Origin of the sequence: Photobacterium sp. MCCC 1A19761, from assembly GCF_037389125.1 — a bacterium.
In the GTDB taxonomy this organism is placed as follows: domain Bacteria; phylum Pseudomonadota; class Gammaproteobacteria; order Enterobacterales; family Vibrionaceae; genus Photobacterium.
This window is the reverse complement of the sequence record NZ_JAZGTF010000006.1, coordinates 166,036-181,997: the sequence shown is the minus strand read 5'-3', so window position 1 is coordinate 181,997 and position 15,962 is coordinate 166,036. Positions and strand designations below refer to the sequence as shown.

The window sequence follows — 15,962 nt, the reverse complement described above, 5'->3', positions numbered from 1 at the left end:
AACGTTTGAGTCTGGGCCCAGGGCCGCCAGTATGCCGGAAGTCTCCACATGCTAGCCGTTTCTGTCCGCACGCTGGTTTCCCGCCTGAGCGCGCCGACTCATGTTTTTAAGGATGAGAACCCAATGGCTAAAGTTTCACTGGATAAAGATAAAATTAAGATTCTCTTGCTCGAGGGGGTTCACCCGTCAGCAATTGAAGTTCTGCAGCAAGCCGGCTACACCAATATCGAGTACCACAAAGGCTCCCTGGCCGGGGATGAGCTGCTGGAAGCCATTCAGGATGCACATTTCGTCGGGATCCGCTCCCGCACCCAACTGACCGAAGAAGTTTTCAGTGCCGCACAAAAACTGATCGCCGTCGGCTGTTTCTGTATCGGAACCAACCAGGTCGACCTCGACGCTGCCATGCGGCGCGGGATCCCGGTCTTCAATGCCCCGTTCTCCAATACCCGAAGTGTCGCTGAGCTGGTGCTCGGTGAAACCCTGCTGCTGCTGCGCGGGATTCCGGAAAAGAATGCCATGGCGCACCGCGGTGAATGGCAGAAGTCCGCCGACCACTCGTTTGAGGCCCGCGGCAAAAAACTGGGGATCATCGGTTACGGCCATATCGGGACCCAACTGGGGATCCTGGCTGAAAACCTCGGGATGGATGTTTATTTCTACGACATCGAGAACAAGCTGTCGCTCGGCAATGCGACCCAGGTGCCTTCCCTGAGCGAGCTGCTCAACAAGTGTGACGTGATCAGTCTGCATGTACCGGAAACCCCGGACACCCAGGATATGATGGGCGCCGAAGAGTTCGCTCGCATGAAACCGGGGGCGATCTTTATCAACGCGGCACGCGGAACGGTCGTCGATATTGACGCTTTGTGCAGCGCCCTGGAAAGCAAGCACCTGGCCGGTGCAGCCATCGATGTATTCCCGGTTGAGCCGAAAACCAACAACGACCCGTTTGAGTCTCCGCTGACCAAATTCGACAACGTATTGCTGACCCCGCACATCGGCGGCTCCACCCAGGAAGCCCAGCAGAATATCGGGATCGAAGTCGCCGGTAAGATGGCCAAGTATTCTGACAACGGCTCGACCCTGTCGGCCGTCGGTTTCCCGGAAGTCTCGCTGCCGGAGCACCGCAACTGCTCACGCCTACTGCATATTCACGAAAACCGCCCGGGGATCCTGAACCAGATCACCACGATTTTCGCCGCAGATGGGATCAACATTGCCGCCCAATATCTGCAAACCGGTCCGGAAATCGGCTACGTGGTGATTGATGTTGAAACCGAGCGCGCCGAAGAAGCCCTGACCAAGCTCAAAGCGATCGACGGCACTATCCGCGCCCGTATTCTGCACTAATCAACCGCTCATCCTTATCTAACAAAACGACGAGAGGTCTCCCTCTCGCCGTTTTTTATTCAAACCGCTGGTCGCTTACTCTTCCAGCTTGAAGACCACCTCGACCCGATCCCGAATCGTCATTTCCGTATCCTGGTAGGTCGCGGCGATTTCCGGTGCCCCGGCATCCATTGCCATCTTCATCATCATCACCGGGCGCGGCTGTGCAACCTGATAGGTGATCTGCCAGACGCCATCCAACCGGGTGCCGAAACCTTTGGCCAGTGATTCGGCTTTCGCCTGTGCGTCCTTGATGGCGGCCTGACGCGCCTGCTCCAGATACTCCGCCTCGTTGCTGAGTTTCAGCTGGATATTGTTGATCCGGTTGATCCCGTCGCCCAATGCGTTATCAAGATAATCATTGAGCTTGCTCAGGTCATGCACCGTCACCGTAATATGGCGGCTGGCACGGTATCCGATCAGCTCGGGCTTTTCGTCTTTCGGATAATGGTATTGCGGGTGAAGGCTGATGTTCGCACTGAGAATATCGCTGCGCTCAACCCCGCTGGCGACCAGTCGCTCAACAAACGCCGTGACCGCTTTGTCCACCGCTTGCTTGGCTTCTTTCGCGCTGGCCCGGGTTTCTTCCACCGCCACAGAGAACTCGGCCATATCCGGCTGCGCTGTGACTTCACCCTGGCCGACGGTTTCGAGGTGCGGCACCGTGAGATTGGCAGCAAATGCCGGTGTCACGCCCAGTGCAGCAATCCCCAGGGCAACCGCCAGTAGATGTTTCTTCATAAGCTCTCCAGTTCATAACATTGATTGAGTCTGAAAGGTTGGACAACGAAGAACCGCAAACTATCCGTCGCCGCACATAAAATTTTGTACAACGTTTTTAATCTAACAACCGCAGCCGACCGTACTTCCTGCCCTACTGCGGCAGAATGTGCCGGGCATACTGGGTCAACTGCTGGGTGAGTTCAGACAGCACCCCGCTTTCCAGCGCCCAGTGATGCCAGTACATCCGGCGGCTGAGCATGATCTCCGGGGTGACATTGACCAGCAGTCCCTGTGCCAGTTCGTGCTGGATCTGAACCCGGGGGATCAGGCAGAACGCAATGCCTTCCAGGGCCAGTCGCACAAAAGCTTCCGACGATCGAACCGTATGCTTCATGACACTGCCCGGCGGCAAATTGAAGTGCTGATGCACAAACTGCTCATGCATGTCGTCATGGGGATCAAATGTCACCCCGGGTGCCGACAGCAAGGACGCACGTGTCACCCCGGCTGAAAAATACTGACTGACAAATGCCGGACTGGCTACACAAAGATAGTCGACCCGCCCCAGATATTCCGCCACACATCCCGGCAGCGGGCGGCTTTCCATACTGAGTGCCCCCACCACTTCGCCGCTGCGCAGCTTATCCAGCGTCCGGGCTTCATCTTCCACCAGCAGATTGAGTTCTATCCGGCGGGATTTCAACAACGGGCTGAGCGCTGGTAACAGCCAGGTGGCCAGGCTGTCGGCATTGGTGGCAATCGCCACCGACATCGGTTGATCATCGGCATCGGTTGCCAAGGCCGGCAGCAGTTCCTGCTCCAGCAAGCGCACCCGCCGATACAGCCCCAGCAGTTTCTGCCCGGCCGGTGTCGGACGGGGCGGCTGCTCACGCACCAGCATCGGCTGGGCCATCAGCTTTTCCAATTGCTTGATCCGCTGCGACACCGCCGATTGAGTAATACACAAAGACTCTGCGGCCCGCTCAAACCCACGTTGGGAAATCACCGCATCCAGCGCTTCAATCCACCGGTAATCCAGTCCTCTCATTGCCCCTCCCTGCCAATATAAGAGTATCTAATGATGGATAAATCTTATTAGTTGTACTTAATCCTACCGTGAAGCGTAAGCTTGCGCCAATTCATACCACCGTAAATTCAATCAATTAAAGGAACCACCGCGATTATGAGTATTTGGGCGCTGTTACAAGGCTTTGGTTTAGGGGCCAGCATGATCATCCCGATCGGAGCACAGAACGCATTCGTGTTAAATCAGGGAATTAAGCGCAATCATCACTTAACTACGGCGACGACTTGCAGCCTGCTGGATGCCCTGTTCATCAGTTTGGGGATCTTTGGCGGTGGTGCCCTGCTCTCCAGCAATGAAACCCTGCTGACCGGCGTGACCATCGGCGGTATTTTGTTCCTGCTGTTTTACGGCGCGCTGTCCCTGAGCAGTGCACTGCGTCCGGCGAGTGCCGAAGAGCAATCGGCCCAGAAGCTGGCCCGCGGCCGCCGCGCGGTGATCCTCGGAGCACTGGCAGTGACGGTTCTGAACCCGCATATGTATCTCGATACGGTGGTCATTTTGGGTTCTATCGGCGGGCAGTTCGAAGGCCATGACCGGATCGCCTTTGCGATTGGGACCATCCTGGCTTCCTTCGTCTGGTTCTATACCATTTCAATCGGGGCTGCCAAGCTGGGGCCGACCCTGTCGAAACCTGCCGTTAAACGCGGTATCGACCTGGCCGTTGCGGCGATGATGTTCCTGATTGCCAGCCACTTGACACAGCAGCTCTGGAGCGACGCGGTCATCGGCTAGACCAGCCGCCATTGACCGGAACAATCTGAGCCTGGTTCATTCCGTAAGCAGGCGGGGCACTACCTAGGCTTCCCGAAGACAACTGCAGGCGACAGGTATAAAAAATGGAGCCGCTTCGGCTCCATTTGTCATGCTCGCATGATCGTCATTCAGACCTGCGGGATTAATCTTCAACCTTGTTCAGGTGAACATCCATTTGCGGGAATGGAATTTCAATCCCTTCTTTATCCAGCTCTTCTTTGATCGCTTGCAACAGATCAAAATACACCGCCCAGTAATCGGTCGTGTTCACCCAAGGGCGCACCACGAAGTTGACGGAGGAATCGGCCAGTGCCACCACGCCAATCGTCGGCTTCGGATCTTGCAGGACGCGCGGATCTGCCGCGACTACCCGGGTCAGCACCGCTTTGGTTTTCTTCAGATCTGCCTTGTAAGACACGCCAATCACATAATCAATCCGGCGCGTCTGATGACGCGAATAGTTGGTGATCGGGCCGCCAATCACCGCAGAGTTCGGCACCACCACCATCTTGTTGTCCGGTGTTTTCAGTACCGTCGAGAATACCTGAATCGATTCTACCGAACCGGCAACACCGCCCACTTCGACATAATCGCCCGACTTAAACGGACGGAAAGCAACAATCAGCACACCGGCGGCGAAGTTTGACAGCGACCCCTGCAAGGCCAGGCCAATGGCCAAGCCGGCGGCACCGATCACGGCAACGACAGAGGCCGTTTGCACGCCAATACGGCCTAATGCAGCAATCAGCACAATCACAAACAGCAGGTAACGCACCAGGGAGTGCAGGAACTCAACCACTGCATCATCCATTTGCTTCTTACGCAGCATTTTCGCGACGCCATTGGCGATCATTTTGGTGATAATATTACCAATAAACAGGATCAGCAGGGCTGACAGAATGTTCACCCCATATTGAATCAGCAGTTCCTGGTTATCCGCAATCCAGGTCCCGGCATTCAGGACGCCACTGGCTAGCTCGTTATCCTTAATCGTCTCGACGACCGTTTCTGCAACACTCTCACTCATACCTATCTTACTCTGCTAGTGGTTTTCGACTTTCCCGCGGTGATTCTGTTTGCGGGAGCGGCATTTTGTTTGTTTATCAAGCTCAATTGAATGACTTATGCTGCAACCACTATAACAGTGATTTCATGTCATAGGCGAATCATTCGCAAGTCTCGTCGGGCCGGATAATACCGTTGCTGATTGAAAACACCAACAAAAACCTGACGCAGATCACACTCCATTTCCTCCGGCCGAAAAAAAACCCGCACAAGGCGGGTTTTTTCACAAGGACAACCGAGGCTGTCTTACAGTACGTCAATCGCGTTCAGGTCAGAGAACGCTTGCTCAAGACGTTTCACCATAGACGCCTGGCCCGCACGCAGCCATACGCGTGGGTCGTAGTATTTCTTGTTCGGCGCATCTTCACCGGTTGGGTTACCGATTTGGCCTTGCAGGTAGTCGTGGTTTTCAGCTTCGTACTGACGAATACCGTCCCAAGTCGCCCACTGCGTATCGGTATCGATGTTCATTTTGATCACACCGTAAGAGATTGACTCGCGGATCTCTTCCAGAGATGAACCAGAACCACCGTGGAAGACGAAGTTCAGCGCGTTCGATGCAATACCGAATTTCTCAGCACAGTATGCTTGAGAATCACGCAGGATCGTCGGAGTCAGAACAACGTTACCCGGCTTGTAAACACCGTGTACGTTACCGAAAGATGCCGCAATGGTGAAACGGTGGCTGATGGCATTCAGTTTTTCGTAAGCGTAAGCAACATCTTCCGGAGACGTGTACAGCTCAGACTGATCCATATCGGAGTTATCAACACCGTCTTCTTCACCGCCGGTACAACCCAGTTCGATTTCCAGCGTCATGTTCATCTTCGCCATGCGCGTCAGGTACTGAGCACAGATCTCGATGTTTTCTTCCAGCGACTCTTCAGACAGATCGATCATGTGAGAAGAGAACAGTGGCTTACCGGTTTGTGCAAAGAACTCTTCACCCGCATCCAGCAGGCCGTCGATCCAAGGCAGTAGTTTTTTCGCAGCGTGGTCCGTGTGCAGAATAACAGGCACACCGTAAGACTCAGCAATCGCGTGCACGTATTTCGCACCCGCAACCGCACCTTTGATTTGTGCTTCCTGACCTTCTAGTTTCAGTCCTTTACCGACGAAGAAACCAGCACCGCCGTTTGAGAACTGAATCACAACTGGCGCTTTCACTTTGGCAGCCGCTTCCAGGACAGCATTGATCGAGTCAGTGTTCACTACGTTCACCGCAGGAAGTGCAAATTGATTTTCTTTTGCAACTTCAAATACTTTCTGTACGTCGTCGCCAGAAATTACACCAGGTTTTACGAAATCGAAGATCTTAGACATAACAATAGTCCTATTTGCCTTGTTGTCTGTATGAAAGATAAATCTTTGCAATCGTTTGCTTCAGGCCGACATTCTACAAAATCGGGGCCTTGCTAACAAACAATTAAAGTGCGGGAGCGATTGGCTCCCGCCCATGTGTCATTAAGCTTTAGCACGCTCTTCCAGCATCGCAACCGCTGGCAGGGTTTTGCCTTCCACGAACTCCAGGAATGCGCCGCCGCCAGTTGAGATGTAAGAAACATCAGCCTTAATACCAAACTTGTCAATCGCGGCCAGGGTGTCACCACCCCCTGCAACAGAGAAGCCTTCAGAAGCCGCAATGGCTTCAGAAATACCTTTGGTGCCGGCTTCAAAGTTCTTGAACTCGAATACGCCAACCGGGCCGTTCCACAGGATGGTTTTCGCGTTCTTCAGGATTTCAGCAAGTGCTGCTGTGGATTCTGGACCCAGGTCGAAGATCATGTCATCGTCCTGCACTTCAGAAACATGTTTGATTTCGGCTTCTGCGTTCTCGTCAAACGCTTTGGCACACGCAACATCCGTCGCGACCGGAATCGCACACTCTTCCATCAGTTTCTTGGCTGTGCCGACCAGATCCGCTTCGTACAGGGATTTACCCACGTTGTGGCCCGCTGCGGCAATGAAGGTGTTGGCGATACCGCCACCCACAACCAGCTGATCCGCCACTTTCGACAGCGACTCCAGCACCGTCAGTTTGGTTGACACTTTAGAGCCACCGACAATCGCCACCATTGGGCGCGCTGGTTTATCCATCGCTTTGCCCAGGGCATCCAGCTCGTTGGCCAGCAAAGGACCGGCACACGCGATTGGTGCGAACATGCCAACGCCGTGCGTCGAAGCCTGTGCACGGTGCGCCGTACCAAAGGCATCCATCACGAACACATCACACAAGGCTGCATATTTCTTCGACAGTGCTTCTTCGTTCTTCTTCTCGCCTTTGTTAAAGCGAACGTTTTCCAGAACCACCAGCTCACCGGCGTTCAGCTCAATCCCGTCCAGGTAGTCTTTGGCCAGCTTCACGTCGCAATCCAGGGCGTCGTTCAGGTAGTTCACAACCGGTTGTAGAGAGAACTCTTCTGCGTACTCACCTTCAGTCGGGCGACCCAGGTGAGACGTCACCATGACTTTCGCACCCGCTTCCAGGCAGTGCTTGATTGTAGGCAGTGATGCCAGGATACGTGCATCAGAAGTTACTTTGCCGTCTTTCACTGGCACGTTTAGGTCTGCACGAATGAAAACGCGTTTACCTGCAAGGTCCAGATCAGTCATCTTGATTACAGACATGGTTTGTCCTCTCAACATTGATTAATTTAAAGTCAAAGTTTTTGTCGGCCCGGCGTCACTGCCCGGCCCGCTAATTCTTACTACTCAGTTGTTTCAGGCAGCGTATCGGCCGCCTGCATTGCTAACGCGGTGTCCAGCATCCGGTTGGCAAATCCCCATTCGTTATCACACCAGACCAAGAGCTTGAGCAAATGCTGGTTACTCACCCTGGTTTGCGTTCCGTCCACAATGGCACTGTGGGGATCGTGATTGAAATCGATGGAAACCAGCGGGGCTTCGGTATAGTCCACAATACCGTCTAATGTACAACGAGACGCCTCTGCCAGTGATTGATTTACGTCATTAACTTTCACATTTGTTTTCACTGTGACACTTAAATCCATCGCCGTAACGTTAATTGTGGGCACGCGCACAGAGATAGCTTCAAATTTGTCAGAAAATTTCGGAAAGATTCGACCAATCCCTAAGTGAAGTTTGGTATCAACCGGGATAATGGATTGGCTGGCAGCGCGGGTACGACGCAAATCGCCGTGGTAAGCATCAATGACCTGCTGGTCATTCATCGCAGAATGGATCGTGGTGATGGTCCCGGATTCAATCCCAAAGGCATCATCGAGCACTTTGATGACGGGAACAATACAGTTGGTGGTACAGGAGCCGTTGGAAACAATTTTGTGTGACGGGCGAAGGGATTCGTGGTTCACGCCATAGATGATGGTGTGATCGATATCATTGCCGGCCGGGTGGGAAAACAGGACTTTTTTAGCCCCGGCTTTCAAGTGCGCTTCGCCATCATCGCGCGAGCCGAACACCCCGGTACAATCGAGCACAATATCGACTTCGAGATCCTGCCACGGCAACAGGTGGATATCAGACTGGTGCAGGATCCGGATACTGTCCTGCTCGCCATTTTCGTGGGTAATAAACAGGTGCTCCTGATCATGGGAGACAGGCTTACGAAAGCGGCCGTGGCTGGTGTCATACTGTAACAGGTGGGCCATCGCTTCCGGCTCGGCCAACTCGTTCACTGCCACGACTTTGATCTGATGATGTTTACCGCTCTCATACAGGGCGCGAAGCACACTGCGTCCGATACGGCCAAATCCATTGATTGCGACTCTTAGTGTCATATCCGTGCTACAAAATTGATAAGCTGGGTTAGTGTATACCAAGCCAGAATGAGAATCACGATAAATGTGAACGCGGTCACCCGGCAAATTAAACCCAGATAAAACAAACAATTAAACATCACACTTCAGCATCGCCGCGAACTTTTCACCCCGACAGCACTGTGAGTGGGATCCCATTTTGTATAAAAAAGACCTCCGTTCGGAGGCCTTTATTTTACTTACCGAAATAAATCAAACGGTGGCTTATGCCAGCAGTTCTTTGGCAGTGCTCACCACGTTTTCAGTGGTGAAACCGAACATCTCGAACAGCTGATCGGCCGGTGCAGATTCACCGAAAGTGGTCATGCCGATGATGCGACCGTCAAAGCCGACGTACTTGTACCAGAAGTCGGCGATGCCGGCTTCAATCGCAATCCGCGCTGTGACGTCAGATGGCAGCACAGACTCACGGTAAGCCGCATCTTGCTTATCGAAGGCATCGGTCGATGGCATGGAAACCACGCGAACCTGCTTGCCTTCAGCCGTCAGGGCTTCGGCTGCGCTCATTGCCAGCTCAACTTCAGAGCCGGTGGCGATCAGGATCAACTCAGGTTTGCCGTCGCTGTCTTTCAGGATGTAACCACCCTTGGCGATGTCAGCCACCTGCGATTCGCTGCGCGCTTGCTGAGCCAGGTTCTGGCGCGAGAAGATCAGCGCGGTCGGCGCGTCTTTGCGTTCAATCGCCAGTTTCCACGCCACAGCAGATTCAACCTGATCACAAGGACGCCAGGTGCTCATGTTCGGAGTCAGGCGCAGTGACGCGATTTGCTCAACCGGCTGGTGGGTCGGGCCGTCTTCGCCCAGACCGATCGAGTCGTGGGTGTAAACCTGGATGTTCTGCACTTTCATCAGCGCGGCCATGCGCATGGCGTTACGGGCGTATTCCATGAACATCAGGAAGGTTGCGCCGTATGGCACGAAACCACCGTGCAGGGCGATACCGTTGATGATCGCGGTCATGCCGAACTCACGCACACCGTAGTGGATGTAGTTACCAGACGCGTCATCCGCAGTCAGGGATTTCGAGCCAGACCACATGGTCAGGTTCGATGGCGCCAGATCCGCCGAGCCGCCCATGAATTCAGGCAGCAGTTTACCGAACGCTTCCAGCGCGTTTTGGGACGCTTTACGCGAGGCGATGTTGGCCGGGTTGGCTTGCAGATCAGCGATGATCGCGTTGGTAGCGTCTTCCCAGTTCGCCGGCAGTTCGCCGTTCATGCGACGCTTGAACTCAGCCGCCAGCTCAGGGTATGCCGCCGCATAGGCTGCAAACTTCTCGTCCCAAGCTGCTTCTTTGGCAGCACCGGCATCTTTGGCATCCCATGCCGTGGCAATGTCAGCCGGGATTTCAAACGGACCGTGGTTCCAGCCCAGGAATTCACGGGCTGCAGCAATTTCGTCGTGGCCCAGCGGTGCGCCGTGACAGTCGTGCGAGCCCGCTTTGTTTGGTGAGCCGAAGCCGATGATGGTTTTGGTGCAGATCAGGGTTGGTTTGCCGCTTTCTGCTTTCGCCGTTTCAATCGCTGCATTGATCGCTTCTGGATCGTGGCCGTCAACCGCCGGGATCACGTGCCAGCCGTAAGCTTCAAAACGCTTGGCAGTGTCGTCGGTGAACCAGCCTTCAACTTCACCGTCAATCGAGATGCCGTTGTCATCCCAGAACGCGATCAGTTTGCCCAGGCCCAAGGTACCGGCCAGAGAGCAGGCTTCGTGCGAGATCCCTTCCATCAGACAGCCGTCGCCCATGAACACGTAAGTGAAGTGATCGACGATGTCGTGGCCGTCCTGGTTGAACTGCGCAGCCATGGCTTTTTCAGCAATCGCCATGCCCACGGCATTGGTGATGCCCTGGCCCAGCGGACCCGTCGTGGTTTCGATACCCGGCGCGTAGCCGTACTCCGGGTGGCCCGGTGTTTTCGAGTGCAACTGACGGAAGTTCTTCAGCTCTTCGATCGGCAGCGCGTAGCCGGTCAGGTGCAGCAGCGAGTAGATCAGCATTGAGCCGTGGCCGTTAGACAGCACGAAGCGGTCAAGGTCAGCCCAGTTCGGGTTTTGCGGGTTGTGTTTCATGTGGCTGCGCCACAGGACTTCGGCGATATCAGCCATGCCCATTGGGGCACCCGGGTGACCGGAGTTGGCTTGTTGTACACCGTCCATGCTCAGGGCACGGATTGCATTTGCAAGATCTTTACGAGAAGGCATGTCTGCTCCAGAAATTCATCGACAATAATAATTGTGGGTGTCTGTCCAGCAATAGATGCAGGGGTTGCATCTGAAATCGGCGGGTGAGCATTGTCGCAAAGTCTCCCCTGCCTCTGCAAACGATTTCCCGTAAAAATCTCATCCATATCAAATGCCTGCTCTGGTTTTCCCACCCTTTCCGGCCATTAACCCGATGAAACGTAAACGATTGCTTGCACCATTCAACAATCTCCACATGAATTACGGTATTGATTTAAAACAGGGTGAAGGTATTATAGACGTCTAGACGGAGGTAGCTCTATCCATCAACACGGACATTGATATGCATCATTGATGAATGCTTTTGCACCAGAGCCCCTCTTAATCAATCGACAAGCCATATTTAAGTGAGTGTACACATGTCAAAGCACCTGTTTACTTCTGAGTCTGTATCAGAAGGACATCCGGATAAAATTGCCGATCAGATTTCTGATGCCGTATTGGATGCAATCCTGGAGCAAGACCCGAAGGCACGTGTTGCGTGTGAAACCTATGTCAAAACCGGCATGGTGATGGTTGGCGGTGAAATTACCACCTCTGCCTGGGTCGATATCGAAGAGATCACCCGTCAAACGGTTCGTGAAATCGGCTATGTACACTCTGACATGGGCTTTGATGCCAACTCTTGTGCGGTCCTGAGCGCGATTGGTAAGCAGTCTCCGGACATCAACCAGGGTGTTGACCGTGAAGACCCGCGCGAACTGGGCGCCGGCGACCAGGGCATTATGTTCGGTTACGCGACCAACGAAACCGACGTGCTGATGCCAGCACCTGTGACTTACGCGCACCGTCTGGTTGAGCGTCAGGCGAAAATCCGCAAAAACGGCACCCTGCCATGGTTGCGTCCGGATGCGAAAAGCCAGGTTACCTTTGCATACGATCAAGGCAAAATCGTCGGTATCGATGCGGTTGTTCTGTCAACACAACACTGTGACAGCATTGAACTGCCTGTACTGCAAGAAGCGGTGATGGAAGAGATCATCAAGCCGGTTCTGCCTGCAGAATGGCTAACCAAAGAAACCAAATACTTCATCAACCCGACCGGTCGTTTCGTCATCGGTGGCCCAATGGGTGACTGTGGCCTGACCGGCCGTAAGATTATCGTGGACACCTACGGCGGTGCCGCACGTCACGGTGGTGGTGCTTTCTCCGGTAAAGATCCATCAAAAGTTGACCGCAGTGCAGCTTACGCGGCACGTTACGTGGCGAAAAACATCGTCGCTGCTGGCCTGGCCGAACGCTGTGAAATTCAGCTGTCTTACGCCATCGGTGTCGCGGATCCAACATCCATCATGGTGGAAACTTTCGGTACTGAGAAAGTAGCGCACGATGTGATCGTTGAAGCAGTACGTCAGCACTTCGACCTGCGTCCATACGGCCTGATTGAAATGCTGGATCTGCTGCAGCCAATCTACCAGAAGACTGCGGCTTACGGCCACTTCGGTCGCGAAGAGTTCCCTTGGGAAAAGACCGACAAAGCCGATCTGCTGCGTGACTTCGCCAACCTGAAGTAAACGCTCGTAACAGACAGAAAAAGGAAGCTTCGGCTTCCTTTTTTATTGCCGCGCCTTTTATACTACGCCTTTCACGCGCACTCAGTTTTCGCCATGACATCGCTCCAATCCCAGTTTCAGTCCCAAATTAACGCCCGCGTCGCCCAGTGTATTGCCCGGGCAAACCAGCAGTTGCATCTCGACCTGCCCTTGCCGGTGGTCAGTTTCCGGCAACGGGGAAAAATTGCCGGCAGTGCCCGGCTGCAAAGTTGGGAAGTTCGCTTCAACCCGGTATTGCTGGCAGAAAACCCGCAAGCCTTTCTCGATGAAGTCGTGCCGCATGAAATCGCCCACCTGGTGACCTTTCATCGCTTCGGCAAAGTCCGACCCCATGGCAAAGAGTGGCAAGCGGTGATGACCGAGGTCTTCGGTATCCCGGCCAGAACCACCCACAGCTTTGATACCCGCTCCGTACAGGGCCAAACGTTCCGCTATCGCTGTCACTGCCAGGAGCACCAGCTTACCGTCCGCCGGCATAATAAAATTCGTCGCCAGCAAGCGATCTACCACTGCCGCACCTGCCGCCAGCCGCTGCAAGCCGTCTAACCTGCGGCCCGCTTCACATCACTCCTGTCGCATCTGCCGGAGATACCGCAGCTGTGTGAAATACTTCTAAAAATTATCATCGGTGATAGTCTTATCAGATAATTACTATTGATAAGGCCGTTTATGAAGTTTTCTATCAAGGTGCTGCTGTTTGCCTTGCTCACCCCTGCGGTTGCGATGGCCGCACCGCCCGCCTCATTCAGCAAAGCAAAAAAAATTGCCGTACAGATTTACCGGGATCATCCCGTCAGTTTTTACTGTGGCTGCGCCATTGACTGGCAAGGCAAGAAAGGGGTTCCCGATCTGGAAAGCTGCGGCTATCAGATCCGCAAACAACCCCAGCGCGCCAGCCGGATTGAATGGGAACACGTGGTGCCGGCCTGGCAGTTCGGCCACCAGCTTCAATGCTGGCAGGACGGCGGCCGGAAGAACTGCCGGAAAGACGCAGCGTTCCGCACCATGGAAGCCGACTTGCATAACCTGACCCCGACGATCGGCGAAGTGAACGGCGACCGTGCCAATTTCAGTTTTATGCCGTGGAATAATCAACTCGGCGCCTATTACGGCCAGTGCGCGATGAAAATTGACTTTCAATCCCGCCGGGCCGATCCACCTGTAGGCGCTCGCGGGCAAATTGCCCGGATTTATCTGTACATGAGCGACACCTATCCGTTCCGCCTCTCCCGCCAGCAACGCCAGCTGATGGAAGCCTGGGATCGCCAACATCCGGTCTCAGACTGGGAATGTGAGCGCGACCGTCGCATCGCCAAGGTGCAGCGCAACCACAATCCGTATGTGCTGCGTGCTTGTCAGGCCCAAGGACACTAACCGCGGTGCCCATCCGGCAGCCTGTCCTTCGGCTGCCGGACAAAATTACCGTCCTTGCCTTGTATTTTCCCCCGGCGGCAACCATGTAGTGTCTATCAGCTCTGTATTGATATAATGCAGCCAATCAAAAACCCAAGCAGGTTATTAAAATAGCCATGAGAATCCCTCGTATTTTTCATCCCGAGCCATTGCCGGCACAAGGCACCGTCCTGCTCAGTGACGATGCAGCCAACCATGTGGGCCGTGTCATGCGCATGCAAACCGGTCAGGAAGTGGTGCTGTTTGACGGCAGCGATGCCGAGTTTCCGGCAGTGATCACCCTCGCCAGCAAGAAAAGCGTTGAAGTCGAAATCCAGGGCCGCAACGCGCACAGCGTGGAATCCCCGCTGGATATCCACCTGGGCCAGGTGGTCTCGCGTGGCGAGAAGATGGAATTTACCATCCAGAAATCGGTCGAGCTGGGGGTGAACACCATTACCCCGCTGATCTCGGAGCGCTGTGGCGTGAAGCTCAATGCCGAGCGTTTTGACAAGAAACTGGCGCAATGGCAGAAAATCGCCATCAGTGCCTGCGAACAGTGCGGCCGCAATACGGTGCCGGAAATCCGCCCCATGATGAAGCTGGAAGACTGGTGTGCAGAAGAATACGATGGCCTGAAGCTGAACCTGCATCCGCGCGCCAGCTACAGCATCAACACCCTGCCAGCGCCAGTCACCAAGGTCCGCCTGCTGATCGGCCCGGAAGGCGGCCTGTCCGGCGAAGAAATTGCGATGACCGAGCAATATCAATTCAGTGAAATCCTGCTCGGGCCGCGTGTGCTGCGCACCGAGACCACAGCGATGACAGCCATTACCGCCCTGCAAGTTCGCTTCGGCGATCTCGGCTAACCCTCGGGAAGACAATTTTAGGAGAAACCTATGATCAAACTGGGTATCGTGATGGACCCAATCGCGTCCATCAATATCAAGAAAGACTCCAGCTTCGCCATGTTGCTGGAAGCGCAGCGCCGGGGCTGGGAAATTCATTATATGGAAATGAACGACCTGTCACTGGAGCAAGGCAAAGCCGTGGCCCGCACCCGCACCGTGAGCCTGAAAGAAGATCCGAACGGCTGGTATGAATTCCACAGCGAGCAGGAAATTGCCCTGTCCGAGCTGGATGCCGTGCTGATGCGTAAGGATCCGCCGTTCGATACCGAATACATCTACGCGACCTATATCCTCGAGCGTGCCGAGCAGGAAGGTGCCCTGATCGTGAACAAACCGCAAAGCCTGCGTGATTGTAACGAAAAACTGTTCACCGCCTGGTTCCCGGAACTGACCCCGAACACCGTGGTCACCCGCAGCGCGGCCAAGATCAAAGCCTTCCAGCAAGAGCACGGGGATGTGATCCTCAAGCCACTGGACGGCATGGGCGGCTCTTCAATTTTCCGCGTGATGCAGGGCGATCCGAACGTCTCGGTGATCATCGAAACCCTGACCAACCACGGCCAGCACTACTGCATGGCGCAGACGTTCGTCCCGGATATCACCAACGGTGATAAGCGGATCCTGGTCGTCGACGGCGAGCCGATGCCATACTGCCTAGCCCGGATCCCGGCCAAAGGCGAGACCCGCGGCAACCTGGCTGCCGGTGGTCGCGGAGAAGCCCGTCCGATCAGCGACACCGATCGCCAGATCGCTGAAGCCGTCGCACCGGTGCTGAAAGAAAAAGGCCTGATCTTCGTCGGCCTGGACGTGATTGGTGACAAGCTCACGGAAATCAATGTGACCAGCCCGACCTGTATCCGCGAGATTGAAGCCGCCTTTGATATTTCGATCACCGGTAAGCTGATGGATGCGATCGAGCGCATGGTCAAGGCCTGACGCACCCGTTCCGCTTCCGGCCTGGCAAGCCCATACCGGAAACATTCACGGCGGTCAGAATGACCGCCGCTGAACTTTTTTCATTCCATACCATTTCCGGCAATTAGTCGGC

Annotated in this window: 14 protein-coding genes; 7 read left to right on the top strand and 7 right to left on the bottom strand. The window is 54.6% G+C overall.

What is annotated here, in order from left to right; all coding sequences use genetic code 11:
• Positions 1–123 precede the first annotated feature (123 nt).
• Entirely contained in the window at positions 124–1,353 is a 1,230-nt protein-coding gene (serA, locus tag VV869_RS08685) for a phosphoglycerate dehydrogenase (RefSeq protein WP_337734567.1), read from the top strand.
• Positions 1,354–1,428: 75 nt separating this feature from the next.
• Here serA and VV869_RS08680 read toward each other — a convergent pair whose 3' ends face one another.
• Together VV869_RS08680 and VV869_RS08675 are read right to left on the bottom strand one after the other, a co-directional pair.
• Complete coding sequence (locus tag VV869_RS08680; RefSeq protein ID WP_337734566.1) at positions 1,429–2,133, bottom strand: oxidative stress defense protein; 705 nt, start codon at positions 2,131–2,133, stop codon at positions 1,429–1,431.
• 133 nt (positions 2,134–2,266) lie between these two features.
• A complete protein-coding gene (locus VV869_RS08675; protein ID WP_337734565.1) occupies positions 2,267–3,163 on the bottom strand; it encodes a LysR family transcriptional regulator ArgP in 897 nt (298 codons plus the stop codon).
• A gap of 135 nt (positions 3,164–3,298) precedes the next feature.
• Here VV869_RS08675 and VV869_RS08670 point away from each other — a divergent pair, with 135 nt between their 5' ends.
• Entirely contained in the window at positions 3,299–3,934 is a 636-nt protein-coding gene (locus tag VV869_RS08670; RefSeq protein ID WP_337734564.1) for a LysE/ArgO family amino acid transporter, read from the top strand.
• A 163-nt stretch (positions 3,935–4,097) separates the two neighbouring features.
• On the opposite strand, the gene mscS is transcribed toward VV869_RS08670, so the two are convergent.
• The 5 genes from mscS to tkt all read right to left on the bottom strand — a co-directional run bounded on the left by mscS (position 4,098) and on the right by tkt (position 11,019).
• Positions 4,098–4,982: a small-conductance mechanosensitive channel MscS gene (mscS, locus tag VV869_RS08665; protein WP_337734563.1), complete on the bottom strand. Its 885-nt coding sequence runs from the start codon at positions 4,980–4,982 to the stop codon at positions 4,098–4,100.
• Positions 4,983–5,266: 284 nt separating this feature from the next.
• Positions 5,267–6,343 (bottom strand): class II fructose-bisphosphate aldolase, encoded by a 1,077-nt coding sequence (gene fbaA / locus VV869_RS08660; protein ID WP_337734562.1) that lies wholly within the window; start codon positions 6,341–6,343, stop codon positions 5,267–5,269.
• Between the two features lie 141 nt (positions 6,344–6,484).
• Positions 6,485–7,648, bottom strand: a complete 1,164-nt coding sequence (locus VV869_RS08655) for a phosphoglycerate kinase (RefSeq protein WP_337734561.1) — start codon at positions 7,646–7,648, stop codon at positions 6,485–6,487.
• 80 nt (positions 7,649–7,728) lie between these two features.
• Positions 7,729–8,778 carry an erythrose-4-phosphate dehydrogenase gene (epd, locus tag VV869_RS08650; protein ID WP_337734560.1) on the bottom strand — a complete coding sequence of 350 codons (1,050 nt, stop codon included), beginning with the start codon at positions 8,776–8,778 and terminating at the stop codon, positions 7,729–7,731.
• 243 nt (positions 8,779–9,021) lie between these two features.
• A complete protein-coding gene (gene tkt, locus VV869_RS08645) occupies positions 9,022–11,019 on the bottom strand; it encodes a transketolase (protein WP_337734559.1) in 1,998 nt (665 codons plus the stop codon).
• Positions 11,020–11,417: 398 nt separating this feature from the next.
• On the opposite strand from tkt, the gene metK reads away from it, so the two are divergent.
• The 5 genes from metK (at position 11,418) to gshB (ending at position 15,850) form a co-directional block, all read left to right on the top strand.
• Entirely contained in the window at positions 11,418–12,572 is a 1,155-nt protein-coding gene (gene metK, locus VV869_RS08640; RefSeq protein ID WP_337734558.1) for a methionine adenosyltransferase, read from the top strand.
• 93 nt (positions 12,573–12,665) lie between these two features.
• Complete coding sequence (locus VV869_RS08635; protein ID WP_337734557.1) at positions 12,666–13,157, top strand: SprT family zinc-dependent metalloprotease; 492 nt, start codon at positions 12,666–12,668, stop codon at positions 13,155–13,157.
• 123 nt (positions 13,158–13,280) lie between these two features.
• Positions 13,281–13,985 (top strand): deoxyribonuclease I, encoded by a 705-nt coding sequence (endA, locus tag VV869_RS08630; RefSeq protein ID WP_337734556.1) that lies wholly within the window; start codon positions 13,281–13,283, stop codon positions 13,983–13,985.
• A 155-nt stretch (positions 13,986–14,140) separates the two neighbouring features.
• A complete protein-coding gene (rsmE, locus tag VV869_RS08625; protein WP_337734555.1) occupies positions 14,141–14,872 on the top strand; it encodes a 16S rRNA (uracil(1498)-N(3))-methyltransferase in 732 nt (243 codons plus the stop codon).
• A gap of 30 nt (positions 14,873–14,902) precedes the next feature.
• On the top strand, positions 14,903–15,850 hold the full coding sequence (gshB, locus tag VV869_RS08620; RefSeq protein ID WP_337734554.1) for a glutathione synthase: 948 nt from the start codon (positions 14,903–14,905) through the stop codon (positions 15,848–15,850).
• Positions 15,851–15,962 lie beyond the last annotated feature (112 nt).